General features: G+C 67.0%; 36 protein-coding genes. 1 reads left to right on the forward strand and 35 read right to left on the reverse strand.

Going from position 1 to position 22,859, the window contains the following annotated elements:
* Positions 1–61 precede the first annotated feature (61 nt).
* Positions 62–2,290, forward strand: a complete 2,229-nt coding sequence (locus tag ACIBVN_RS27195) for a hypothetical protein (RefSeq protein WP_397140964.1) — start codon at positions 62–64, stop codon at positions 2,288–2,290.
* Positions 2,291–2,369: 79 nt separating this feature from the next.
* Here ACIBVN_RS27195 and truA read toward each other — a convergent pair whose 3' ends face one another.
* The 35 genes from truA to tuf all read right to left on the reverse strand — a co-directional run bounded on the left by truA (position 2,370) and on the right by tuf (position 22,748).
* Positions 2,370–3,245: a tRNA pseudouridine(38-40) synthase TruA gene (gene truA / locus ACIBVN_RS27200; RefSeq protein WP_397140966.1), complete on the reverse strand. Its 876-nt coding sequence runs from the start codon at positions 3,243–3,245 to the stop codon at positions 2,370–2,372.
* A gap of 73 nt (positions 3,246–3,318) precedes the next feature.
* Positions 3,319–3,861, reverse strand: a complete 543-nt coding sequence (gene rplQ / locus ACIBVN_RS27205) for a 50S ribosomal protein L17 (protein WP_397140968.1) — start codon at positions 3,859–3,861, stop codon at positions 3,319–3,321.
* Between the two features lie 135 nt (positions 3,862–3,996).
* A complete protein-coding gene (locus tag ACIBVN_RS27210; protein ID WP_103960866.1) occupies positions 3,997–5,013 on the reverse strand; it encodes a DNA-directed RNA polymerase subunit alpha in 1,017 nt (338 codons plus the stop codon).
* Positions 5,014–5,110: 97 nt separating this feature from the next.
* On the reverse strand, positions 5,111–5,737 hold the full coding sequence (gene rpsD, locus ACIBVN_RS27215; RefSeq protein ID WP_349446699.1) for a 30S ribosomal protein S4: 627 nt from the start codon (positions 5,735–5,737) through the stop codon (positions 5,111–5,113).
* 20 nt (positions 5,738–5,757) lie between these two features.
* On the reverse strand, positions 5,758–6,162 hold the full coding sequence (rpsK, locus tag ACIBVN_RS27220) for a 30S ribosomal protein S11 (RefSeq protein ID WP_020542285.1): 405 nt from the start codon (positions 6,160–6,162) through the stop codon (positions 5,758–5,760).
* Between the two features lie 42 nt (positions 6,163–6,204).
* Entirely contained in the window at positions 6,205–6,585 is a 381-nt protein-coding gene (gene rpsM / locus ACIBVN_RS27225; protein ID WP_349446698.1) for a 30S ribosomal protein S13, read from the reverse strand.
* 222 nt (positions 6,586–6,807) lie between these two features.
* On the reverse strand, positions 6,808–6,921 hold the full coding sequence (rpmJ, locus tag ACIBVN_RS27230; protein WP_003956441.1) for a 50S ribosomal protein L36: 114 nt from the start codon (positions 6,919–6,921) through the stop codon (positions 6,808–6,810).
* Positions 6,922–6,946: 25 nt separating this feature from the next.
* Positions 6,947–7,168 (reverse strand): translation initiation factor IF-1, encoded by a 222-nt coding sequence (gene infA, locus ACIBVN_RS27235; protein ID WP_012887858.1) that lies wholly within the window; start codon positions 7,166–7,168, stop codon positions 6,947–6,949.
* A gap of 286 nt (positions 7,169–7,454) precedes the next feature.
* Complete coding sequence (locus ACIBVN_RS27240) at positions 7,455–7,856, reverse strand: hypothetical protein (RefSeq protein WP_397140971.1); 402 nt, start codon at positions 7,854–7,856, stop codon at positions 7,455–7,457.
* Between the two features lie 103 nt (positions 7,857–7,959).
* Positions 7,960–8,391, reverse strand: a complete 432-nt coding sequence (locus ACIBVN_RS27245; protein WP_349446696.1) for a DUF1707 domain-containing protein — start codon at positions 8,389–8,391, stop codon at positions 7,960–7,962.
* A gap of 18 nt (positions 8,392–8,409) precedes the next feature.
* Positions 8,410–9,219 carry a type I methionyl aminopeptidase gene (gene map, locus ACIBVN_RS27250; RefSeq protein WP_397141004.1) on the reverse strand — a complete coding sequence of 270 codons (810 nt, stop codon included), beginning with the start codon at positions 9,217–9,219 and terminating at the stop codon, positions 8,410–8,412.
* A 114-nt stretch (positions 9,220–9,333) separates the two neighbouring features.
* Positions 9,334–9,984, reverse strand: coding sequence for an adenylate kinase (locus tag ACIBVN_RS27255; protein WP_397140973.1), 651 nt, complete (start codon positions 9,982–9,984; stop codon positions 9,334–9,336).
* Positions 9,984–11,288, reverse strand: coding sequence for a preprotein translocase subunit SecY (gene secY, locus ACIBVN_RS27260; protein ID WP_397140975.1), 1,305 nt, complete (start codon positions 11,286–11,288; stop codon positions 9,984–9,986). Before secY ends, ACIBVN_RS27255 begins: the two co-directional genes overlap by 1 nt.
* A gap of 167 nt (positions 11,289–11,455) precedes the next feature.
* Positions 11,456–11,911 (reverse strand): 50S ribosomal protein L15, encoded by a 456-nt coding sequence (gene rplO / locus ACIBVN_RS27265; RefSeq protein ID WP_397140976.1) that lies wholly within the window; start codon positions 11,909–11,911, stop codon positions 11,456–11,458.
* 2 nt (positions 11,912–11,913) lie between these two features.
* Positions 11,914–12,096 (reverse strand): 50S ribosomal protein L30, encoded by a 183-nt coding sequence (gene rpmD, locus ACIBVN_RS27270; protein WP_080043226.1) that lies wholly within the window; start codon positions 12,094–12,096, stop codon positions 11,914–11,916.
* Positions 12,097–12,098: 2 nt separating this feature from the next.
* Entirely contained in the window at positions 12,099–12,728 is a 630-nt protein-coding gene (rpsE, locus tag ACIBVN_RS27275) for a 30S ribosomal protein S5 (protein WP_091090115.1), read from the reverse strand.
* Positions 12,729–12,753: 25 nt separating this feature from the next.
* Positions 12,754–13,137 carry a 50S ribosomal protein L18 gene (gene rplR, locus ACIBVN_RS27280; RefSeq protein ID WP_125644663.1) on the reverse strand — a complete coding sequence of 128 codons (384 nt, stop codon included), beginning with the start codon at positions 13,135–13,137 and terminating at the stop codon, positions 12,754–12,756.
* A gap of 2 nt (positions 13,138–13,139) precedes the next feature.
* Entirely contained in the window at positions 13,140–13,682 is a 543-nt protein-coding gene (gene rplF / locus ACIBVN_RS27285) for a 50S ribosomal protein L6 (protein WP_397140978.1), read from the reverse strand.
* 16 nt (positions 13,683–13,698) lie between these two features.
* On the reverse strand, positions 13,699–14,097 hold the full coding sequence (gene rpsH / locus ACIBVN_RS27290) for a 30S ribosomal protein S8 (protein WP_360687295.1): 399 nt from the start codon (positions 14,095–14,097) through the stop codon (positions 13,699–13,701).
* Between the two features lie 154 nt (positions 14,098–14,251).
* The gene (locus tag ACIBVN_RS27295) at positions 14,252–14,437 is read right to left on the reverse strand and encodes a type Z 30S ribosomal protein S14 (RefSeq protein WP_020542298.1); all 186 of its coding nucleotides are present in this window, start codon (positions 14,435–14,437) and stop codon (positions 14,252–14,254) included.
* Positions 14,438–14,441: 4 nt separating this feature from the next.
* Positions 14,442–15,017, reverse strand: a complete 576-nt coding sequence (gene rplE / locus ACIBVN_RS27300) for a 50S ribosomal protein L5 (protein WP_106253395.1) — start codon at positions 15,015–15,017, stop codon at positions 14,442–14,444.
* Positions 15,017–15,310 (reverse strand): 50S ribosomal protein L24, encoded by a 294-nt coding sequence (rplX, locus tag ACIBVN_RS27305; protein ID WP_397141006.1) that lies wholly within the window; start codon positions 15,308–15,310, stop codon positions 15,017–15,019. Before rplX ends, rplE begins: the two co-directional genes overlap by 1 nt.
* 11 nt (positions 15,311–15,321) lie before the next feature.
* Positions 15,322–15,693 carry a 50S ribosomal protein L14 gene (gene rplN / locus ACIBVN_RS27310; protein WP_043623452.1) on the reverse strand — a complete coding sequence of 124 codons (372 nt, stop codon included), beginning with the start codon at positions 15,691–15,693 and terminating at the stop codon, positions 15,322–15,324.
* 196 nt (positions 15,694–15,889) lie between these two features.
* Positions 15,890–16,174 (reverse strand): 30S ribosomal protein S17, encoded by a 285-nt coding sequence (rpsQ, locus tag ACIBVN_RS27315; RefSeq protein WP_349446689.1) that lies wholly within the window; start codon positions 16,172–16,174, stop codon positions 15,890–15,892.
* Entirely contained in the window at positions 16,167–16,403 is a 237-nt protein-coding gene (gene rpmC / locus ACIBVN_RS27320) for a 50S ribosomal protein L29 (RefSeq protein ID WP_106253417.1), read from the reverse strand. Before rpmC ends, rpsQ begins: the two co-directional genes overlap by 8 nt.
* Positions 16,403–16,822: a 50S ribosomal protein L16 gene (gene rplP / locus ACIBVN_RS27325; RefSeq protein WP_344997584.1), complete on the reverse strand. Its 420-nt coding sequence runs from the start codon at positions 16,820–16,822 to the stop codon at positions 16,403–16,405. Before rplP ends, rpmC begins: the two co-directional genes overlap by 1 nt.
* A gap of 2 nt (positions 16,823–16,824) precedes the next feature.
* On the reverse strand, positions 16,825–17,670 hold the full coding sequence (gene rpsC / locus ACIBVN_RS27330) for a 30S ribosomal protein S3 (protein ID WP_344997586.1): 846 nt from the start codon (positions 17,668–17,670) through the stop codon (positions 16,825–16,827).
* Positions 17,670–18,023: a 50S ribosomal protein L22 gene (gene rplV, locus ACIBVN_RS27335; protein WP_020542306.1), complete on the reverse strand. Its 354-nt coding sequence runs from the start codon at positions 18,021–18,023 to the stop codon at positions 17,670–17,672. Before rplV ends, rpsC begins: the two co-directional genes overlap by 1 nt.
* Positions 18,024–18,047: 24 nt before the next feature.
* A complete protein-coding gene (gene rpsS / locus ACIBVN_RS27340; RefSeq protein ID WP_026214153.1) occupies positions 18,048–18,326 on the reverse strand; it encodes a 30S ribosomal protein S19 in 279 nt (92 codons plus the stop codon).
* An 11-nt stretch (positions 18,327–18,337) separates the two neighbouring features.
* A complete protein-coding gene (gene rplB, locus ACIBVN_RS27345) occupies positions 18,338–19,174 on the reverse strand; it encodes a 50S ribosomal protein L2 (protein ID WP_090769688.1) in 837 nt (278 codons plus the stop codon).
* A 195-nt stretch (positions 19,175–19,369) separates the two neighbouring features.
* Positions 19,370–19,672, reverse strand: a complete 303-nt coding sequence (rplW, locus tag ACIBVN_RS27350) for a 50S ribosomal protein L23 (RefSeq protein ID WP_080043238.1) — start codon at positions 19,670–19,672, stop codon at positions 19,370–19,372.
* On the reverse strand, positions 19,672–20,322 hold the full coding sequence (gene rplD, locus ACIBVN_RS27355; protein WP_349446687.1) for a 50S ribosomal protein L4: 651 nt from the start codon (positions 20,320–20,322) through the stop codon (positions 19,672–19,674). The genes rplW and rplD overlap by 1 nt, the downstream gene beginning before the upstream one ends.
* The gene (gene rplC, locus ACIBVN_RS27360) at positions 20,319–20,972 is read right to left on the reverse strand and encodes a 50S ribosomal protein L3 (RefSeq protein ID WP_349446686.1); all 654 of its coding nucleotides are present in this window, start codon (positions 20,970–20,972) and stop codon (positions 20,319–20,321) included. Before rplC ends, rplD begins: the two co-directional genes overlap by 4 nt.
* A 14-nt stretch (positions 20,973–20,986) precedes the next feature.
* Positions 20,987–21,295 carry a 30S ribosomal protein S10 gene (gene rpsJ, locus ACIBVN_RS27365; RefSeq protein ID WP_012887830.1) on the reverse strand — a complete coding sequence of 103 codons (309 nt, stop codon included), beginning with the start codon at positions 21,293–21,295 and terminating at the stop codon, positions 20,987–20,989.
* A 259-nt stretch (positions 21,296–21,554) separates the two neighbouring features.
* A complete protein-coding gene (gene tuf / locus ACIBVN_RS27370; RefSeq protein WP_397140983.1) occupies positions 21,555–22,748 on the reverse strand; it encodes an elongation factor Tu in 1,194 nt (397 codons plus the stop codon).
* Positions 22,749–22,859: the final 111 nt, after the last annotated feature.

Raw genomic sequence — 22,859 nt, forward strand, 5'->3', positions numbered from 1 at the left:
ATCCCCCTGGGAACGCTCATACCGACATAACGATCTCGCTACTCTCGCTAGGCTCGCCCTTATGCGTGGCCAGGAACCCGGGTCCGAGCACGATCACAGGGAAGCCGACGACTCGGCCGCCCCAGTGACGCCACCGCCGAGCTTCGGGCAGACCAGCGGGCAAGACACGCCATCGGCGTTCGCTCCTGCCGACGAGGCAGCGCGCGGCTCCGCCGATGGCGCAGCGCGTAGTTCCGCCGAAGGTGCGGCAGGTGGCTTCGCCGACGACGCGGCGTCCAGCCCGCCCGGCGAGGCGCCGGACGCCGGGGGGCGGCCTGCCATTCCCGTCTTCCAGGGACCGCCGCCGGACCTGCCCGATCCGGACGAGCCGCCCGGCACACAGCCGTGGGAGATCTCGGCGGACGACGCCGCACCGTACGACTGGTTCGCCGACGAAGCCGAGCCCACCCGCCCGGGCGGGCTACGGCCGTTCATCCCGCTCTCCGACCAGACCCACCCAGGACCTCCACCGGCCGACCGGCCATCCGCCGACCAGACCGACCCGGACCTCCCACCAGCCGACCGGCACCAGACCCGCCCAGGACTCCCGCCGGCCGAGCAGCCGTCCGCCGAGCTGGACCGCCCAGGTCGCACGCCCTCCGGCCAGTCGGAGCGTCCGCCGGTCGATCGGGAGCGGGCCGAGCAGGCACGCACGATCCGGCCGTGGGCCGAGCCGGAGGCGGATGCGGAGCCTGGTGCCTGGCCAGGCGAGCCCGTCGTGCCCGGCGCGCCGCCCTGGGAGCCCCCGCCGGCGTTCACCGCCGCCGCGGCGGGCATGCCGGCATGGCCCGCGCCCATCAGCGACCCGCACGCCATGCCGCCCTGGCCCGCCGCGACGGGCGAGCTGGTGGCCGAGCCCGACAACGACGAGCCGGGCGCCCCCTTCGACCCGAACGCCACCAACCCGGAGGGCTTCACCCGCCCGGCCCACTTCTTCGACCCGGAAACGGCGCGACGGGAACTGGCCCAACAGGCGTCCGCCCAGCAAGCGTCCGCCAAGCCGTCCGCTCAGGAAGCCGCTCCCAAGGCAGGAGCCGCCTCCCCACAGCAGCGCGAAGGCTCCCCGCAGCAACCCGAAGGCACTCAGCACCCGCCTGCCTCCGGCGCCGCCAAGCCGGACGACGCCCCTCCGTCCAAGCAGGCGGGCAGTGTCCCCCTCGCCGCCCCGGTCGCCCCGCCGCAGGAGGAGACCCGGCCACCGGCCCACGAGGGCCCCGCAGGACCACCGGAGAAGTCCCCCCACGACACCAGGCAACCGGCCCACTACTTCGACCCCAAAGCCGCCAAACGCGACACTCCGCCGATCTCGCTCTCCGACCCGGCCAATGCGCTGGTCCGGCCGGCGGAGCCAAGCGACGTACCCGTCTGGCCGCCGACCTCGCCCGCCGAGGCCAAACTGCCCGACCTCCCGTTCCCTCGGGACACCTGGGGGCAGAAGTCACCTCCCCCAGGGGGCGGCCCCGCGTACCCGACTGGAGCGTTCAAACAGCCCCCGTTCCAGATGCCGCCCCCGCCGCCCGCACCGCCCGGCAGGAGCAAGCGCGCCCTGTTCGTCACGTTGGGCGCCCTCGCCCTGGCCGGGGTGGCCACCGGCGGGTTCTTCGCCTACCAGGCCGTGAGCTCCCCCGCGCCCACCTCGGTCGCCGCCCGGCCCAGCGCGTCCGGGCAGGCGAGCTCCGAGCTGCCGTCCACCGGGCCCGCAGACGCTGCCGGCGGCACGTCGATCCTCAACTCCGAGCAGACCGACCCGCAGAAGTTGTCGCTGTCCGAGGCGTTCCCGAAGAAGAAGGTGAGCGCGGCGGGCACGACGTTCACCAGGGTCAAGGCCGACATGGAGACGAGCTGCGACAAGGTCGCCATGGGGGCCTTCGCCGACGCGCTGAAGGAGCAGAAGTGCGGTCGCGTGCTCAGGGCCACGTACGTCGACAGCAAGCACCGCTACGCCGTCACCACCGGCATAGCGGTCCTACCGGACAAGGACGCGGCGGCAGCCGCCGACCAGGCCAAGAACCTCACCCGCAACATCTGGTTCCGCCCGCTCCCCGGCGCCGCGGGCTCAGGCGGCGAGCGGGTGCACATAGCGGGCGGCTACGCGGCCGGCATGGTGTGGGGCCGCTACATCGTCTTCAGCTACGCCACGTACGCCGACGGCCACACGCCCGAGTCGAAGGACAAGACGCTGCCCAAGGTGAGCCAGGCGTTGCGCGACCAGACCTCACTCGTCCTCGAACGCCGCGTCACCAAGGGCTGACGCCACAGCAAGGACATCCGGGTCCCCCGAGCGGAGCTCGGCAATCAGACGCAGGTCGGCGGCGAAGGGAGGACGTCCGTCACAGTCCCCCGAGCGGAGCCGGGCGATCAGCAGCAGTGCGCACTCGCCGTGTGGCCTCGGCCCGCGCGGCGAGCTCCGCCTCCGCCGGGTAGCCGACCTCCTCCAGGCACAGCCCGTGCGCGGGCGCGACGTGCACGCCAGAGTCGCGTACGGCCCGCGCCAGCACCTCGCCGGGCCACTCCACGGGCCGGCTGCCGTCGCCCGCCGCCAGCAGCGACCCGACCAGCGCCCGCACCATCGAGTGGCAGAACGCGTCCGCCACGACGGTCGCCACCAGCACCCCGTCCGGCTCGCGCACCCACTCCAGCCGCTGCAGCTCCCTGATCGTGGTGGCCCCTTCGCGCTTCTTGCAGAACGCCGCGAAGTCGTGCTCCCCGAGCAGCCGCGCCGCCGCCGCGTTCAGCGCGCCGACGTCCAGGGACCGGTTGTGCCAGACCACCTCATGCCGCCGCAGCGGGTCGACGCCGCCCATCGCGTCGCTCACCCGGTACGCGTACCGCCGGAACATCGCCGAGAAACGCGCGTCAAAGCCCTCAGGAGCCACGGAGACGCGATATACACGCACATCTGAGGGCAACACCCCACCCAGCCGTCTGACAAGCGCAGAGAGCCGCTCATCGACGCTCAGCGGCCCGCGGTTCCCGTCGAGCTCGGCCAGCGAGCCGTCCGGCACGTCCACGTGGGCGACCTGGCCGCGCGCGTGCACCCCGGCGTCGGTACGGCCGGCCACGGTCAGCATGGCAGGCCCTTCGAGGCGCAGGATCCGGCCCAGTGCCTGCTCGATCTCGCCCTGGACCGTGCGGAGTCCCGGCTGCCTGGCCCATCCGGAGAAGTCGGTCCCGTCGTACGCGAGGTCGAGGCGGAGCCGTACCACGATGATCCTCCTTGAACTGAAAACGGGCCCGCACCCCTCAGGGGTCCGGGCCCGTCTCATGTGGCCTGAGAGATCAGGCCTCGTCCTTCTTCGCCTCGGCCTCGGCGGCCGGAGCCTCCTCAGCGGCGGCCTCGGCGGCGGGGGCCTCGGGAGCCTCAGCGGCCTCCTCGGCCTTGGGGGCCTCGGTCTCCTCCGCGGCGGGCGCCGGGGCGGCAGCGGCGGCCGGAGCCTCGGTGCGGCGGGTCGTGACGCCGCCCAGCGGCTCGGTCACCAGCTCGATGACCGCCATCGGGGCGTTGTCACCCTTACGCGGGCCGACCTTGGTGATCCGGGTGTAGCCACCGGGACGCTCGGCGAACGTCGTCGCGATCTCGGTGAAGAGGTGGTGCACGACGCCCTTGTCCTTGACGACCGTCAGGACCTGGCGACGGTTGTGGATGTCGCCCTTCTTCGCCTTGGTGATCAGGCGCTCCGCCAGCGGACGCAGGCGCTTGGCCTTCGTCACCGTCGTGCGGATCTTGCCGTGGCGGAACAGATCGGTGGCCAGGTTGGCCAGGATCAGCCGCTCGTGCGCCGGGCTGCCGCCAAGACGTGCACCCTTGGTGGGCTTGGGCATGGTCTTTCTCCTCCTGGATTAACCCGCCCCGGCCGTACCAGGTACCGGAGTCGGGCCGGATCGCAGTCGCTCTGTGTGCGATCCGTTACTGTGGCCCCGCGCCATGACACTGCGCGGGGCCCTCGAAAAGCGGGATCAGTACTGCTCGGTCTCGACGTAAGCGCTGTCGTCGTCGTCGTAACCGCCACCGGCCACCGCGCTCGGGTCGAACCCGGGCGGGGAGTCCTTGAGCGCCAGCGACATCTCGTGCAGCTTCTGCTTGACCTCTTCGATCGACTTGGCGCCGAAGTTGCGGATGTCCAGCAGGTCCTGCTCGCTGCGGGCGACCAGCTCGCCCACGGTGTGGATGCCCTCGCGCTTGAGGCAGTTGTAGGAGCGGACGGTGAGGTTCAGCTCCTCGATCGGCAGCGCCAGGTCGGCGGCCAGGGCGGCGTCGGTCGGCGACGGGCCGATGTCGATGCCCTCGGCCTCGACGTTGAGCTCGCGGGCCAGGCCGAAGAGCTCGACGAGGGTCTTACCGGCGGAGGCCACCGCGTCGCGGGGCTTCATGGCCGGCTTGGTCTCGACGTCGAGGATGAGACGGTCGAAGTCGGTGCGCTGCTCGACTCGGGTCGCCTCGACCTTGTAGGTGACCTTGAGCACCGGCGAGTAGATCGAGTCGATCGGGATGCGGCCGATCTCCTGGCCGGGCTGCTTGTTCTGGGCGGCGGAGACGTAGCCGCGACCGCGCTCGACGGTCAGCTCCATCTCCAGCTTCGCCTTGCCGTTGAGCGTGGCGATGCGGAGCTCGGGGTTGTGCACCTCGACACCCGCCGGCGGCGCGATGTCGGCGGCGGTGACCTCACCCGGGCCCTGCTTGCGCAGGTACATCACGACCGGCTCGTCGTGCTCGGAGGAGACGACCAGTTCCTTGAGGTTGAGGATGATGTCGGTGACGTCTTCCTTGACCCCGGGAACGGTCGAGAACTCGTGCAGCACGCCCTCGATGCGAATGCTCGTCACAGCCGCGCCCGGGATGGACGACAGCAGCGTGCGACGGAGCGAGTTGCCGATGGTGTAGCCGAAGCCCGGCTCCAGCGGCTCGATGACGAACCGGGACCGGGTGTCGTCAATCGACTCTTCGAGAAGAGTCGGGCGCTGAGCGATCAGCATGTGTGGGTCTCCCCTTTTTTCGTGTGGCGCCCGCTATATGACGCCACTCCGATAAACAGCGTAGTTGAGGTGCGGAAATCCGCACCTCAACTCAGGCTCACTTCGAGTAGTACTCGACGATGAGCTGCTCCTGGACCTGGGTGTCGATCTGCTGGCGAACCGGCAGCTGGTGAACCAGGACGCGGAGCTTGTCCGGCACGACGCCGAGCCACGCGGGAACGGTGCGCTCGCCCGCGGTCGCCCTGGCGACCTCGTAGGGCATCAGGTTGCGCTTGTTCTCGCGGACCTCGATGATGTCGTGCTCGCGAACGCGGTAGGACGGGATGTCGACCTTCTTGCCGTTCACCAGGAAGTGCCCGTGACGGACCTGCTGGCGGGCGGCGTCACGCGACTGCGCGAAACCGGCGCGGTAGACCACGTTGTCGAGCCGGCTCTCCAGGATCTGGAGCAGCACCTCACCCGACTTGCCGGTCTTGCTCGCGGCTTCCTCGTAGTAGTTGTGGAACTGCTTCTCGAGGACGCCGTAGATGCGGCGGGTCTTCTGCTTCTCGCGAAGCTGAAGCTGGTACTCGGACTCCTTGGGGCGTCCGCGGCCGTGCTCACCCGGCGGGTAAGGACGGATCTCGATGGGGCACTTGGCGGACTCGCACTTGCTGCCCTTGAGGAAGAGCTTGGTCTTCTCGCGACGGCAGAGCTTGCAGTCCGCGCCCGTGTAACGAGCCATTTCTCTCTATCTCCTGGGATTCAGACGCGGCGGCGCTTCGGAGGCCGGCAGCCGTTGTGCGGAACCGGGGTGACGTCCTGGATCGAGCCCACCTCGAGGCCGGTGGCCTGCAGCGAGCGGATCGCGGTCTCACGGCCGGAGCCGGGACCCTTGACGAAGACGTCGACCTTGCGCATGCCGTGCTCCATGGCGCGGCGGGCGGCGTTTTCCGCGGCCATCTGCGCGGCGAACGGGGTGGACTTACGGGAGCCCTTGAAACCCACGTGGCCGGCGCTGGCCCAGGAGATCACGTTCCCGTTGGGGTCCGTGATCGAGACGATCGTGTTGTTGAACGTGCTCTTGATGTGGGCGTGCCCGTGAGCGACGTTCTTCTTCTCCTTGCGGCGCACCTTCTTCGGGGCGCCCTGACGGCTCTTAGGAGGCATTGCTTGCCATTACTCCTGAGGTCTTCGGTCCGCGGCTGTGGACTACTTCTTACCGGGCTTCTTCTTACCGGCCACGGTCTTCTTCTTGCCCTTGCGGGTGCGCGCGTTGGTCTGCGTGCGCTGACCGTGGACGGGCAGGCCCTTGCGGTGCCGGATGCCCTGGTAGCAACCGATCTCGATCTTGCGGCGGATGTCGGCCTGGACCTCGCGGCGCAGGTCACCCTCGATCTTGAAGTTCGCCTCGATGTAGTCACGCATCGGGACGAGCTCGGTGTCGGTGAGCTGGTGCACGCGGAGGTCGCCGCTGACACCGGTGGCCTGGAGGATCTCCTGGGCGCGGGTGCGGCCGATTCCGTAAATGTAGGTGAGAGCGATCTCCAGCCGCTTCTCGCGGGGGAGGTCGACGCCAACCAGGCGAGCCATGGTCGGGCATTCTCCTTCTCTGTGGCGGAGGTCTTGCGCCGCACTACCCCTCCCCAATGCCCGGGGTGAGGGCCCCGGCCTCCGACCGGGGGTCTCCTGAGCGGTTCGGGCCTTCGGAAAGGACCGCCTGCTCAAGTGTGAGACGCGATTACTGACTCAGGCTCCTCATGCGTCGAGCCCGCTCCCTGATTTCGGGGCGGACTCGGGGGAGCCTTGCGGCGACTAGCCCTGGCGCTGCTTGTGGCGCAGGTTGTCGCAGATCACCATGACGCGACCGTGCCGGCGGATCACCTTGCACTTGTCGCAGATCTTCTTGACGCTCGGCTTTACCTTCATTGTCCTTCGTGATTCCTCAGACGTCTTACTTGTATCGGTAGACGATCCGCCCACGACTCAGGTCGTAGGGGCTCAGTTCAACGACTACCCGGTCGTCCGGCAGGATCCGGATGTAGTGCATCCGCATCCGCCCGCTGATGTGGGCCAGGACCTTATGGCCGTTGTCGAGCTGCACCCGGAACATCGCGTTCGGGAGCGACTCGACCACAGTGCCCTCGATCTCGATGGCGCCGTCTTTCTTGGCCAAAATTCCTCGCGTTTCACTGATCGATCGTCTGAGGCTCCGGTTCACTAAGCAGCCGCGACCTCACGCTTCGGAGAGAGCGGCGACCGGCAAGGGTCACCGACGCGTGATAGTCATAGTGAGCCGACTAAGGAGTGTACGACACCTGGGCCCAAAACGCGAAACGCGTGCCAGGCGTCCTGACACAACCATGTAAGAGTTTACCCTACCTTCGCCCCGCACAACGCCGCACAACGAAAGGCCCGCCAGGAGCGAGATCCCGGCGGGCCTTTCACGTGGGACAGGGGCCTCAGTAGATGCGGTGCACCGAGCCGCAGTGTGTAGACGGGCTGCCCCAGCAGGTGTACGTGTACAGCTTCTTGATCCCGTGCTTGGACCAGGTCGCGTGGTACGAGCCGTTCCAGTCCTGGACGAACTTGTGCCAGCTGCCGCCGGAGTAGTACCTGAACCAGACGTACCCCTTCTTCGGGGTGAACTCCTTGCCGTACCAGTGGGTGTAGACCTTGCCGTTCTTCTTCCAGGTCGTGCCGTAGGTGTGGGCCTTGTGCTTGCCCGAGTAGTACTTGCCCCACTTGCTGATCGACGTGGTGGTCGAGGTGGTGGCGGTGGCAGCCTGGGCGGCGGGGGCGACGGCCAGTCCGGTGACGGCGATCGAACCGGCGAGGGCGGCGGCTGCAAGGATCTTGCGCATTTGGGTTTCCTCCGTGAGTCGTGTTCTCGACACCGCTCACGTTAGAAATCCGGACATATCCGTACTGCGGAGGAATGCACACAGTGCACTAGTGCACAAAGCCCTACCGGTGCTTCTTGGGCGGAGGGCCGCCGAAGATGGTGCTGACCAGGAGAATGACGCCCCACGGGCCCATCACCCACAGCGGCCATGGATAGATCATGTGCTCAGCCGTGATGCTCACGATCAGCCAGATCACCCAGTTGATGCCGCTCGCCGTCGCCCAGGCGCCCCAGGCCGCCCGCATGCCGGGATGCATGCCACCGCGCCGCTCGGGGCTCTGGGACACCTTGGCGGGCGGGCGGCGCAGGTCCACGTCGGGCAGGTCCGCGGTCAGCTTGGCCAGCTCTCCGTACGTCTTGCTCGCGTAGAGATTCTCAAGCCGCTCGTTGAACTCGTCCATCGTGATGCGCCCCTGCGCGGCGTGCTCGCGGAGGATGGCGGCGACGCGGTCGCGGTCGGCGTCGGAGGCTCGCATCTCGGGGCTGTTCGCCATCCCACCCACTCCTGGGGGCTAGTTCTGAAGTTGGGCCAGGCGCTCTTTGCCCCCGTCCAGGGCGGTTAGCACCCAAGGACCATTATGTGTCACCGCGACGCTGTGCTCGAAGTGTGCGGAGTGCTTGCCGTCGATCGTCACCACGGTCCAGTCGTCGGCCAGCACGCGGGTGCGCTCGGTGCCCAGGTTCACCATGGGCTCGATGGCCAGGCACATGCCCTCTTCCAGCACCGGGCCCTTGCCGGGCCGGCCGTGGTTGGCGATCCACGGGTCCATGTGCATCTCGGTGCCGATGCCGTGGCCGCCGTACTCCGGAGGGATGCCGAAGCGGCCCTGCGACCTGACGTACCGCTCCACCTCGTAGCCGATGTCGGAGAGGTGCCGGCCGGCCTTCAGCGCGGCGATGCCGCGCCACATGGCCTCTTCCGTGATCCGCATCAGCTCGGTCAGCTTCGGGTCCACCTCGCCGACCGGGACGGTGACTGCCGAGTCGCCGTGCCAGCCGTCCAGGATCGCGCCGCAGTCGATCGAGATGATGTCGCCCTCGCGCAACTTGCGGGCGTCGGTCGGGATGCCGTGCACCACCTCGTCGTTTACCGACGCGCAGATCGTCGCCGGAAAGCCCTGGTAGCCCTTGAACGACGGGATCGCGCCCTCGTCCCTGATCGCCTTCTCGGCGATGACGTCGAGGTCGAGCGGCGTCATGCCGGGCTCGACCGAGCGCTTGAGCAGGTCGAGCGTGCGCCCGACCACCAGGCCCGCCGCCCGCATCTTCTCCAGCTGCTCCGGCGACTTGATCTGGATGCCATGTCTGTTGCGTTTGAACATCTTCTGCCCCCCTGGGTCACTCAACGGGCCACGATGGGGGCCCAATTCCCCCCACAATAACCGCGAGGTGGCACGGAAACCCGTGCCACCTCCGCAAATCGGTCGTACTTGGTACTAACCCATGTACGGGCGGATCGCCTCCATGGCCCGCTGAGTAACCTCCTCGACCGGACCCGTCGCGTCCACCCCCACGAGAATGCCCTCGTCGGCGTAGTAGGAGACCAGCGGCGCCGTCTGCTCCTGGTAGACCTCCAGGCGGTGCCTGACGGTCTCCTCCTTGTCGTCGTCCCGCTGGAAGAGCGCGCCCCCGCACGCGTCGCACCTGTCGTCCTTCTTGTCGTCGAACTCAACGTGCCAGATGCGGCCGCACTGGCTGCAGGTGCGCCGGCCGGCCAGCCGCCTGACCACCTCGTCGTCGTCGACCACGAGCTCGAGCACGAGGTCGAGCGCCTGGCCCCAGTCCTTGAGCATGTCGCGCAGGATCTCCGCCTGCGCCACGTTCCTCGGGAAGCCGTCGAGCAGGAACCCGTCCTGCGCGTCGGCCTCGGACAGACGGTCACGGACCATGGCGATGGTGACCTCGTCGGGCACCAGATCACCACGGTCCATGAATGTCTTGGCCAGCTTGCCAAGCTCCGTGCCTCCCGAGACGTTGGCACGGAAAATGTCACCTGTCGAGATCTTCGGGATGGACAGGTTCGATGCGATGTACTGGGCCTGCGTCCCCTTACCCGCTCCGGGGGGCCCGACCAGAACGAGACGCACTACCGCAGGAAACCTTCGTAGTTACGCTGCTGCAGCTGGCTCTCGATCTGCTTAACGGTGTCCAGGCCGACGCCTACCATGATCAGGATGCTCGTCCCTCCGAACGGGAAGTTCTGGCTCGCACCGGACACCGCCAGCGCGACGATCGGGACCATGGAGATCAGACCCAGATAGAGCGAGCCCGGCGCGGTCAGACGAGTGAGCACGAAGTTCAGGTATTCAGCCGTCGGCCGGCCGGGGCGGATGCCCGGAATGAAACCACCGTACTTCTTCATGTTGTCGGCGACTTCAGCGGGGTTGAACGTAATGGACACGTAGAAGTACGTGAAGAAGATGATCAGCAGGAAGAACGTGGCCATGTAGATCGGGGTGTCGCCCGTGGCCAGATTCTGCGAGATCCATTGGATGACCGCGTTGTCGGACGTCTGGAAGAGCGACGTGACCAGCTGCGGCAGGTAGAGCAGCGAGGAGGCGAAGATGACCGGGATGATGCCGGCCTGGTTGACCTTCAGCGGGATGTAGGTGGACGTGCCGCCGTACATCCTGCGCCCGACCATCCGCTTGGCGTACTGGACCGGGATGCGCCGCTGCGCCTGCTCGACGAAGACCACCGCGGCGACCATGAAGATGCCGACCACCAGGACGACCGCGAAGGTGAACTTGTTCGCCTTGAAGATGTTGGTCAGCTCGGCCGGGAAGACCGCGACGACCTGCGTGAAGATCAGGATGGACATGCCGTTGCCGACGCCGCGGTCGGTGACGAGCTCACCCAGCCACATGATCACCGACGTACCGGCGGTCATGATGATCACCATCGTGACGATCATGAAGATGTTGTCGGGGTCGAGCAGCACTTCCCGCTGGCACTCGGGGAAGAGCTGCCCGGTGCGGGCCAGCGCGATGAAGGCGGTCGACTGCAGGATGGCGAGTCCGATGGTCAGATAACGCGTGTACTGCGTGATCTTCGCCTGGCCGGCCTGCCCCTCCTTCTTCAACGCCTCAAGACGCGGGATCACGACGACGAGCAGCTGAAGAATGATGCTCGCGGTGATGTACGGCATGATGCCCAGCGCGAACACCGACAGCTTCAGGAGCGCACCACCGCTGAAAAGCTGCACCATCCCGTAGATGTTGCCGGCGGCTCCGTTACGGGCCTGGTCGAAACAGGCCGCGAGGTTCTGGACGTGAACTCCCGGAGTCGGAAGAACCGAGCCGAGACGGAAAAGCGCGATGATGCCCAGGGTGAAGAGCAACTTCTTGCGCAGGTCCGGTGTCCGGAACGCCCGGGTAAACGCGGTCAGCACGGTCCCTCCTGCGCGCCTTTACGGCGGTGTGAGTATGCGATGGTGCGGGGATCTGCCATCTCAAGTCTTAGGTCTAACGAGCCGGACAGAATCCTGCCGTCTCGCGAACTCTAACGCACTACGGGCGTGGGGGCATTTGTCAAAGCCCCCACGCCGCGTAATAGCTCTTACAGCTCGGTAACGGAACCACCGGCAGCGGCGATCTTCTCCTTCGCGGAGGACGAGAAGGCGTGAGCCGAAACGTTCACCGCGACCGAGATCTCGCCGGTGCCGAGCACCTTCACCAGCTGGTTCTTGCGGACAGCACCCTTCGCGACCAGCGCCTCGACGGTGACCTCGCCACCCTCGGGGAACAGCTCGCCGAGCTTGTCCAGGTTGACGACCTGGTAGGTCGTCTTGAACAGCGCGTTGGAGAAGCCCTTGAGCTTCGGCAGACGCCTCTGCAGCGGCACCTGGCCACCCTCGAAGCCGAGGGGGACCGTCGTACGGGCGTGGCTGCCCTTGGTGCCGCGACCGGCGGTCTTGCCCTTCGACGCCTCGCCGCGACCCTTGCGGATCTTGGCCTTGTTGGCGCCGGGGGCGGGACGCAGGTCGTGAATCTTGAGCGGAGCCTTGTCAGTCATGACTAGTCGACCTCTTCCACCTCGACGAGGTGCGTCACCACGGAGACCATCCCGCGAATCTCGGGCCGGTCCTCCTTGACGACGACGTCGCCGATTCGCTTCAGGCCAAGCGAACGCAGCGAGTCACGCTGGTTCTGCTTGCCACCGATCTTCGAGCGAACCTGAGTGATCTTCAGGCGTGCCATGACTAGCTCACCGCCTTCGCGGCCGCCGCCTCGGCGAGACCCTCACGCTGAGCCTTCAGCATGCGGGCCGGAGCGACGTCCTCGATCGGCAGGCCACGGCGGGCGGCGATCTCCTCCGGCCGCGAGAGGCCCTTCAGAGCAGCCACGGTGGCGTGCACGATGTTGATCGGGTTGTCGGAGCCGAGCGACTTCGACAGCACGTCGTGGATGCCGGCGCACTCCAGCACCGCGCGCACCGGACCGCCGGCGATGACGCCGGTACCGGCCGAGGCCGGACGCAGGAAGACGACACCGGCCGCCTCCTCGCCCTGCACGGTGTGCGGGATCGTGCCCTGGATCCGCGGCACCTTGAAGAAGTGCTTCTTCGCCTCTTCGACGCCCTTGGCGATGGCCGCGGGCACTTCCTTGGCCTTGCCGTAGCCGACGCCGACCAGGCCGTTGCCGTCACCGACGACGACGAGGGCGGTGAAGCTGAAGCGACGACCACCCTTCACGACCTTGGCCACTCGGTTGATCTTCACTACGCGCTCGATGTACGAGACGCCCTTGTCGGCGGCGCCACCGCGGCGATCGTCACGACGGTCCCGCCGCTCGCCACCGGTGCCGCCACCGCGACGCGGAGCTGCAGCCATCAGTGGTTCCTCATCTCAGTTGCCATCAGAATTCGAGCCCGCCTTCGCGGGCGCTGTCCGCCAGGGCCGCGATGCGACCGGCGTAGCGGTTGCCACCGCGGTCGAAGACGACCTTGGTGATCCCGGCTTCCTTGGCCCGCTGAGCGAGGAGCTCGCCGACCTTCTTCGCCTTCTCGGTCTTGTCCGCCTCCAGCGTGCGCAGCGAAGCGTCCATGGTGGACGCGCTCACCAGCGTGTGGCCGACGGAGTCGTCCACGATCTGGACGAACATGTGACGCGTCGAGCGGTTGACGACCAGGCGCGGACGCTCGGCCGTACCGACGACGAACTTGCGGACGCGGCGGTGACGGCGGGCCCGCGAGACGGTGCGGGCAGCCGTGTGCTTGCTGAACGCAGTCTTCGGAGCCATGCCTACTTACCAGCCTTTCCGACCTTGCGGCGGATCTGTTCGCCCTGGTAGCGCACGCCCTTGCCCTTGTACGGGTCAGGCTTGCGCAGCTTGCGGATGTTGGCCGCGACCTCGCCGACCTTCTGCTTGTCGATGCCGTCCACGTGGAACAGCGTCGGCTTCTCGACGCGGAAGGTGACGCCCTCGGGGGCGTCCACGATGACCGGGTGACTGAAGCCCAGCGAGAACTCCAGCTGCGTCGGGCCCTTGGCCGCGACGCGGTAACCGACGCCGACGATCTCCAGGGACTTGGAGTACCCCTGGGTGACGCCCTGCACCATGTTGGCGATCAGCGTCCGGGACAGGCCGTGCAGCGCACGGACCTTGTTCTCGTCGTTGGGCCGGGAGACGGCGATGGCGCCGTCCTCGTCGCGAGCAACCGTGATGGGCTCGGCGACCTTGTGACTGAGCGTGCCCTTCGGGCCCTTGACCTGGACATCCTGGCCGGCGATCGTGATGTCTACGCCGCTGGGCACAGGGATGGGCAGCCGTCCGATTCTCGACATGCTGTGTTCCTCCCCTCTACCAGACGTAGGCGAGGACTTCGCCGCCCACGCCACGCTTGCCGGCCTGCTTGTCGGTCATGAGACCGGCGGACGTCGAGATGATCGCGACGCCCAGCCCGCCCAGGACTCGAGGCAGGTTGTCCTTCTTTGCATAAACCCGCAGACCGGGCTTGGAAACCCGGCGCAGGCCCGCGAGCGACCGCTCACGGGTGGGCCCGAACTTGAGCTCCACCACGAGGTTCTTGCCAACCTTGGCGTCTTCGACGCTCCAGGACTGGATGTAACCCTCCTGCTGGAGGATCTCGGCGATGTGCGCCTTGATCTTCGAGTACGGCATCGTCACGCTGTCGTGGTACGCCGAATTCGCGTTACGCAGACGTGTGAGCATGTCTGCGATCGGGTCGGTCATCGTCATGGCCAGTGGCCTTCCTCGCCGCGGTTTCCAGTCGGCCAAGCAGCGCTCTGCCGGTGGACCTTCGGCGCGGTCATGGACGCTCCTTGGGAGCGCCCGGGTCTTCTTCTGAAAATATGATCACCCAGGGGCGGCACGAGGCCGCCCCTAAGGTTATCTACCAGCTCGACTTGGTGATGCCGGGCAGCTCGCCCCGGTGCGCCATCTCGCGGAAGCACACGCGGCAGAGCCCGAACTTGCGGTAGACGGCGCGCGGCCGGCCACAACGCGAGCAACGGGTGTACGCCCGGACCTCGAACTTCTGCTTGCGCCCCGCCTTGGCGATCAGCGACTTCTTCGCCATTGGATCAGGCCTCCTTGAACGGGAAGCCGAGGAGCTTCAGCAGCGCCCGGCCCTGGTCGTCGTTCTTCGCCGTGGTCACGATCGTGATGTCCATGCCCCGCGGCCGGTCGACCTTGTCCTGGTCGACCTCGTGGAACATGACCTGCTCGGTCAGACCGAACGTGTAGTTGCCGTTGCCGTCGAACTGCTTGGGCGACAGGCCGCGGAAGTCCCGGATTCGGGGCAGGGCCAGCGCCAGCAGCCGGTCGAGGAACTCCCACATGCGGTCGCCGCGCAGCGTGACGTGCGCGCCGATCGGCATGCCCTCGCGCAGCTTGAACTGGGCGATGGACTTGCGCGCCCGGACGACGGCCGGCTTCTGGCCGGTGATCACGGTGAGGTCGCGGACGGCACCCTCGATGAGCTTGGAGTCGCGAGCCGCCTCGCCGACGCCCATGTTGACCTTGATCTTGGTCAGCGCGGGGATCTGCATGACGTTCTCGATGCCGAACTGCTCGCGAAGCTGGGCCGCGATCTCCTCGCGGTACTTCGTCTTGAGTCGCGGCGTCGGGCGCTCGGTCTCAGTGGTCGTGGCAGTCATCAGCTGTCCTCACCCGTCTCGTCGGCCTTCTTCTCGTCGGCCTTCTTGTCGGCGGGCTTCTCGTCCTTGAGCTTCTTCACGTTCGAGACGTGGATCGGAGCCTCCATGGTCTGCACGCCGCCGGTCTTGGCGCCGCGCGGGCCCTGGTGGGTCTCCTTGGAGTGCTTCTTGATCATGTTGATGCCCTCGACCACCACGCGGTCCTCGCGCGGCAGCGCGGCGATCACGCGGCCCTTGGCACCCTTGTCCTTGCCGGCGATGACCTGGACCAGGTCACCCTTCTTCACATGCAGCGACTTCGGCATCACAGCACCTCCGGGGCGAGCGAGATGATCCGCATGAACTTCTTGTCACGCAGCTCGCGGCCGACCGGGCCGAAGATACGAGTGCCGCGAGGGTCACCGCTGTCCTTGATGATGACCGCGGCGTTCTCGTCGAAGCGGATGTAGGAGCCGTCGGGCCGGCGGCGCTCCTTGACCGTGCGGACGACGACGGCCTTGACCACGTCGCCCTTCTTGACGCCAGTGCTGCCGGGCAGCGCGTCCTTGACAGTGGCGACGATGACGTCGCCGATACCGGCGTAGCGTCGGCCCGAGCCACCGAGCACACGGATGCAAAGGATCTCCTTCGCCCCCGTGTTGTCGGCGACCTTGAGCCGCGACTCCTGCTGGATCACTTGAACTCCTGTTAGTCGCGCCGGTTCTCATTTCTGAGCCTGGCGGAACCCGTCGTTGTCTTGTTCCCACGGCCACAGCGCCCGTAGGCGCCGCACCGCAGGCGACGCGAGACCACACGTGGCCCCGCGTCCTTGGACGCCGTCATGGGGGCTCTGAGAGCCCCCACGAGGCGCGGTATATGTCGAGAAGGAAGGGTTACTTGGCCTTCTCGAGGATCTCCACGACCCTCCACCGCTTGGTGGCGGAGAGGGGGCGGGTCTCCATGAGCAGCACGCGGTCGCCCACGCCACAGGCGTTGGCCTCGTCGTGCGCCTTGTACTTGGTCGTACGGCGGATGACCTTGCCGTACAGACGGTGCTTCACGCGGTCCTCGACGGCGACGACGACGGTCTTGTCCATCTTGTCGCTCACGACGAGGCCCTCACGGACCTTACGGAAGTTCCGCTCGTTCGTGGTCTCGGTGGTCTCGGTCTCAGCCATCGCTCGTCTCCTTCTCGACCGTGACGATGCCCAGCTCGCGCTCGCGCATCACGGTGTAGATACGGGCGATCTCGCGGCGGACGGCGCGCAGCCGCCCGTGGCTCTCCAACTGACCGGTCGCCGCCTGGAAGCGGAGGTTGAACAGCTCCTCCTTCGCCTCCTTCAGCTTCTGGACGAGGGTGTCCTCGTCCTCGAGCCGCAGCTCGCCGGCGGTCAGGCCCTTAGCCATCACGCCTCACCCACTTCACGCTTAACGATCTTGCACTTCATCGGGAGCTTGTGGATCGCACGCTGAAGCGCCTCGCGAGCGATCGGCTCCGCCACGCCGGACAGCTCGAACATCACGCGTCCGGGCTTGACGTTGGCGATCCACCACTCCGGCGAACCCTTACCGGAACCCATGCGGGTCTCGGCAGGCTTCTTGGTGAGCGGACGGTCGGGGTAGATGTTGATCCACACCTTGCCGCCACGGCGGATGTGACGGGTCATGGCGATACGGGCCGACTCGATCTGGCGGTTGGTCACGTAGGAGTGCTCAATCGCCTGGATGCCGAACTCGCCGAACGTGACCCTGGTGCCGCCCTTGGCGGCTCCGCTGCGGTCAGGCCGGTGCTGCTTGCGGTGCTTGACCCTGCGCGGGATCAGCATGGTCAGCTCCCTTCAGCACCCGGCTGCGCAGCCGGGCCGGTCTCGGGGGCGGCCTGCGAGGCCGCCTCAGTGCGGGGGGCGCGGTCGCCACGGCCGCCACCACGACGGGGACGGTCGCCGCCACCACGACGCGGACGGTCGGCGCCGCCACCACGACGGTCGTCGCGCTCGCGACGCTGGCCGGCACGGGCGCCGGCGGCGGCCGCCTCGCGCTCGGCGCGGCTGGTGGGAGCCTCGCCCTTGTAGATCCAGACCTTCACGCCGATGCGGCCGAAGGTCGTGCGGGCCTCGTAGAAGCCGTAGTCGATGTCCGCGCGGAGGGTGTGCAGCGGCACGCGGCCCTCGCGGTAGAACTCCGACCTCGACATCTCAGCGCCACCCAGACGGCCGGAGCACTGGACACGGATGCCCTTGGCGCCCGACTTCATGGCGGACTGCATCGCCTTGCGCATGGCGCGGCGGAACGAGACACGGCTGGACAGCTGCTCGGCCACGCCCTGCGCGACGAGCTGCGCGTCGATCTCCGGGTTCTTGACCTCGAGGATGTTCAGCTGGACCTGCTTCTTGGTCAGCTTCTCCAGGTCGCCACGGATACGGTCCGCCTCGGCGCCGCGCCGGCCGATCACGATGCCGGGACGCGCGGTGTGGATGTCCACCTGCACGCGGTCCGTCGTGCGCTCGATCTCGACCTTGGAGATGCCGGCCCGCTCCATGCCCTTCTGCAGCATGCGGCGGATCGCCACGTCCTCGGCGACGTACGACTTGTACAGCTTGTCGGCGTACCACCGGCTCTTGAAGTCGGTCGTGATGCCGAGGCGGAACCCGTGCGGGTTAACCTTCTGGCCCACTATCGGGTCCTTCCCTTCGGCTCGCGGGACTCCACGATCACAGTGATGTGGCTCGTCCGCTTGTTGATCCGATAGGCACGACCCTGTGCACGCGGGCGGAACCGCTTCAGCGTCGGGCCCTCGTCGACCCACGCCCGGCTGACGACGAGCGTCTGCGGGTCGAGGTCGAAGTTGTGCTCCGCGTTCGCCATCGCGCTGCTGAGCACCTTGTAGATCGGCTCGCTCGCCGACTGGGGAGCGAACTGCAGCACGGCCTGCGCCTCCGAAGCGGGCAGCCCGCGAATGAGGTCCACCACGCGGCGGGCCTTCTGGGGCGTGACACGGACGAACCGCGCCTGAGCCCTGGCTTCCATCGCTTTCTCCTACTTCCGGGACGCTTACCGCCGGCTGCGGCGGTCTTCCTTGACGTGGCTGCGGAACGTCCGCGTGGGGGCGAACTCTCCGAGCTTGTGGCCGATCATCGACTCCGTGATGAAGACCGGGACGTGCTTGCGGCCGTCGTGCACGGCGATCGTGTGCCCGAGCATGTCGGGAACGATCATGGAGCGCCGCGACCACGTCTTGATGACGTTCTTGGTGCCCTTCTCGTTCTGGACGTCGACCTTCTTCTGAAGGTGATCGTCCACGAAGGGACCCTTCTTAAGGCTACGTGGCATTTCGGCTGCTCCTACCGCTTCTTCCTCTTGCTCCGACGACGGATGATCAGCCGGTCGCTGGCCTTGTTGGCCTGGCGGGTGCGGCCCTCGGGCTTGCCCTTCGGGTTCACCGGGTGGCGACCACCGGAGGTCTTGCCCTCACCACCACCGTGCGGGTGGTCGACGGGGTTCATCGCGACACCGCGAACGGTCGGGCGCTTGCCCTTCCACCGCATACGGCCGGCCTTGCCCCAGTTGATGTTGGCCTGCTCGGCGTTGCCGACCTGGCCGACCGACGCCCGGCAGCGCACGTCGACCATGCGCATTTCACCGGACGGCATACGCAGGGTGGCGTACTGGCCTTCCTTGGCGAGCAGCTGGATCTGGGCGCCCGCGGAACGGCCGAGCTTGGCGCCGCCGCCCGGACGGAGCTCCACCGCGTGGATGAAGGTACCGGTCGGGATGTTGCGCAGCGGCAGGCAGTTGCCCGGCTTGATGTCGGCAGCGGGGCCGTTCTCGATACGGTCGCCCTGCTTGAGGCCCGTCGGCGCGATGATGTAGCGCTTCTCGCCATCGGCGTAGTGGAGCAGAGCGATGTTGGCGGTGCGGTTGGGGTCGTACTCGATGTGAGCGACCTTGGCCGGGATGCCGTCCTTGTCATGCCTACGGAAGTCGATGATCCGGTAGGCGCGCTTGTGACCGCCGCCCTGGTGGCGAGCGGTGACTCGGCCGTGTACGTTGCGGCCGCCCTTGCTGTGAAGGGGCGCAAGCAGCGACTTCTCGGGCGTGCTGCGGGTGATCTCGGAGAAGTCCGAGACACTCGACCCGCGGCGACCCGGAGTCGTCGGCTTGTACTTACGGATGCCCATCTTTTTCGTTCATCCTTCGTCGGTTACATGGGTGAGCCCGCCGCACCGAAGTGCGACGGTCTCAGCCCCGCGCGGACCATGCGATCCGCACTCACTTCCAATGAGAAACCTGCTAAATGGACTGCCGCTACGGCCGTCAACCACGATGGACATTGGGGCGGCAGTCTATGAGCAGGTTTCTTGTTGGCATGGCACTCAGCCGATCTGACCGAAGATGTCGATCCGATCGCCCTCGACCAGGCTCACGATCGCGCGCTTGGTGTCGGGACGCTTGCCGTAACCGGTACGGGTGCGCTTGCGCTTGCCCTGCCGGTTGATCGTGTTCACGCTGGTGACCTTGACCCCGAAGATCTGCTCGACGGCGATCTTGACCTGGGTCTTGTTCGCGGTCTTCTTCACCAGGAACGTGTACTTGTTGTTCTCATCGATCAGGCCGTAGCTCTTCTCAGAGACGACCGGCTTGATGATGATGTCGCGCGGGTCGGCGATCTTCTCCATCAGGCCTCTTCCTTCCCGCTGTTGCTCAGGCGAGCGACGACCTGGTCGTAGGCCTCCTGGGTGAAGACCACGTCGTCGGCCACGAGCACGTCGTACGTGTTGAGTTGCCCGGCGTCCAGCAGGTGGACCTCGGGAGCGTTACGCAGGCTCAGCCAGGTCAGCTCGTCGGCCTCGTCGACCACGACGAGAACGCGCGGAGCCTGGGTGACCTTGCGCAGCGCCTCCAGGGCGGCCTTGGTCTTGGGGGTCTCGCCCGCGATGAGCGAGCTGACCACGTGCACGCGGCCGCCGCCGGCCCGGTCGGAGAGGGCGCCACGCAGGGCGGCGGCCTTCATCTTCTTGGGCGTGCGCTGCGAGTAGTCGCGCGGCACGGGACCGTGGACGGTGCCACCGCCGGCGAACTGCGGCGCGCGGGTCGAGCCCTGACGGGCGCGACCGGTGCCCTTCTGGCGGTACGGCTTCTTGCCGCCGCCGGAGACCTCACCGCGGGTCTTGGCCTTGTGGGTGCCCTGCCGGCGAGCGGCGAGCTGGGCCACGACCACCTGGTGGATCAGCGGCACGTTGACCTTGGCGCCGAACACGTTCTCCGGCAGCTCTACGGTGCCGGTCTTCGCGCCGCTGGCGTCGAGGACGTCAATGGTGGTGCTCACTTGGCAGCCCCCTTCTTGGCAGAGGTGCGAACGAGGACCAGGCTGCCGTTGGCGCCGGGGATCGCACCCTTGATCAGGATGAGACCGTTCTCGACGTCCACGGAGTGAACCTTGAGGCTCTGCACAGTGGTGCGGACGTTACCCATCCGACCAGCCATGCGCAGACCCTTGAAAACGCGGCCCGGGGTGGCGCAGCCACCGATGGAACCCGGCGAACGGTGCTTGCGCTGCGTACCGTGCGACGCGCCCAGACCACCGAAGCCGTGCCGCTTCATGACACCGGCGAAGCCCTTGCCCTTGCTCTTGCCCGTCACGTCGACGAACTGGCCGGCCTCGAAGGTGTCGGCCAGCAGCTCCTGGCCCAGGGTGTAGTCGCTCGCGTCGTCGGTGCGGATCTCCGCGAAGTAACGGCGCGGGGTGATGTCGTGCTTACGCAGGTAGTCGCCGAGCGGCTTGTTGACCTTCCGGGGGTCGACCTGCCCGAAGCCGAGCTGGATGGCGGAGTAGCCGTCCTTCTCGGCGGTGCGGACCCGGGTCACCACGCACGGACCGGCCTCGACCACGGTCACCGGCACCATCCGGTTGTCCGCGTCGAAGACCTGGGTCATGCCGAGCTTCTTGCCCAGGACGCCCTTGATCGTCTTAGCCATGTCAGTGCGTTCCCTCAGAGCTTGATCGAAATGTCGACACCCGCGGGGAGGTCGAGCCGCATGAGCGAGTCAACCGTCTTGGGGGTCGGGTCGATGATGTCAATCAGCCGCTTGTGCGTGCGCATCTCGAAGTGCTCGCGGCTGTCCTTGTACTTGTGCGGCGAGCGGATGACGCAGTACACGTTCTTCTCGGTCGGCAGCGGCACCGGGCCCGCGACCTTCGCGCCAGTCCGCGTCACCGTCTCGACGATCTTCTTGGCCGAGCTGTCGATGACCTCGTGGTCATAGGCCTTAAGCCGGATGCGGATCTTCTGTCCCGCCATAGTGGCCTCGGTGTCCTTCGCTGTCGTCTGAAAAAGTATCGTGCGGCCTGTTGCCGCTGTATCTGGTGCAGGTCAGAGCCTGCTTGACCCCACGAGGCAGACGCAGTCGATCTGCCTTTTCTTCCGTGATCCGGCAGTTACTTCGGTCACATGCGCTTCGGCCGAAGCGACTGCTGGATCACGGCGCCATGCGTGGGGCTGAACGTGGTTCGGCGGTCGGCTCCGAGATCCGGGGCCGACCGCCGCCCCGACGGTCTAGCTACTTGATGATCTTCGTGACCCGACCGGCGCCGACGGTGCGGCCACCCTCACGGATCGCGAACTTGAGGCCTTCCTCCATGGCGATGGGCTGGATCAGCTCAACGCGCATCTCGGTGTTGTCGCCCGGCATGACCATCTCCGTGCCCTCGGGGAGGTTCACGACACCGGTCACGTCAGTCGTACGGAAGTAGAACTGCGGGCGGTAGTTGTTGAAGAACGGCGTGTGGCGGCCGCCCTCGTCCTTGGACAGGATGTAGACCTGGCCGGTGAACTCGGTGTGCGGGGTGGTCGTGCCCGGCTTGATGATGCACTGGCCGCGCTCGACGTCGTCGCGCTTGATGCCGCGGAGCAGCAGGGCGGCGTTGTCACCGGCGTGACCCTCGTCGAGCATCTTGTTGAACATCTCGATGCTGGTGACGGTGGTGGTGGTCTTCTCCGGCTTGATGCCGATGATGTCGACCTGCTCGTTGATCTTGACGACACCGCGCTCGATACGGCCGGTGACGACGGTGCCGCGACCGGTGATCGAGAAGACGTCCTCGACCGGCATGAGGAACGGCTTGTCCGTCTCACGCGGCGGCTCGGGCACGTTCTCGTCCACGGCGTTCATCAGCTCGATGATGCTGTCGGCCCACTTCTCGTCGCCCTCAAGAGCCTTGAGCGCGGAGACGCGGACGACGGGCAGGTCGTCGCCGGGGAACTCCTGAGCGGAGAGGAGCTCACGGACCTCCAGCTCGACGAGCTCGAGGATCTCCTCGTCGTCGACCATGTCGGCCTTGTTGAGCGCCACGACGATGTAGGGGACGCCGACCTGGCGGGCCAGGAGGACGTGCTCCTTCGTCTGCGGCATCGGGCCGTCGGTGGCGGCGACCACCAGGATGGCGCCGTCCATCTGGGCGGCACCGGTGATCATGTTCTTCACGTAGTCGGCGTGACCGGGGCAGTCAACGTGAGCGTAGTGACGCTTCTCGGTCTGGTACTCGACGTGCGCGATGGAGATCGTAATGCCGCGAGCCTTCTCCTCCGGCGCCTTGTCGATCTTGTCGAACGGGGTCGCCTTGTTCAGCTCGGGGTAACGGTCGTGGAGCACCTTGGTGATCGCCGCGGTCAGCGTGGTCTTGCCGTGGTCGATGTGCCCAATGGTGCCGATGTTCATGTGCGGCTTGGTCCGCTCGAACTTGGCCTTAGCCACTGGTTCTCTCCTTGAGAATCTGACTGACTTTCGTCTACACACTCGGGCCCGGGAGCTCCCGAACCCCTAGGCGGCGGGGTGGCTCGCACCACCCCACCAGGGACCAGGACT

The sequence above is a fragment of the Nonomuraea sp. NPDC049400 genome, from assembly GCF_044466425.1.
GTDB lineage: Bacteria > Actinomycetota > Actinomycetes > Streptosporangiales > Streptosporangiaceae > Nonomuraea.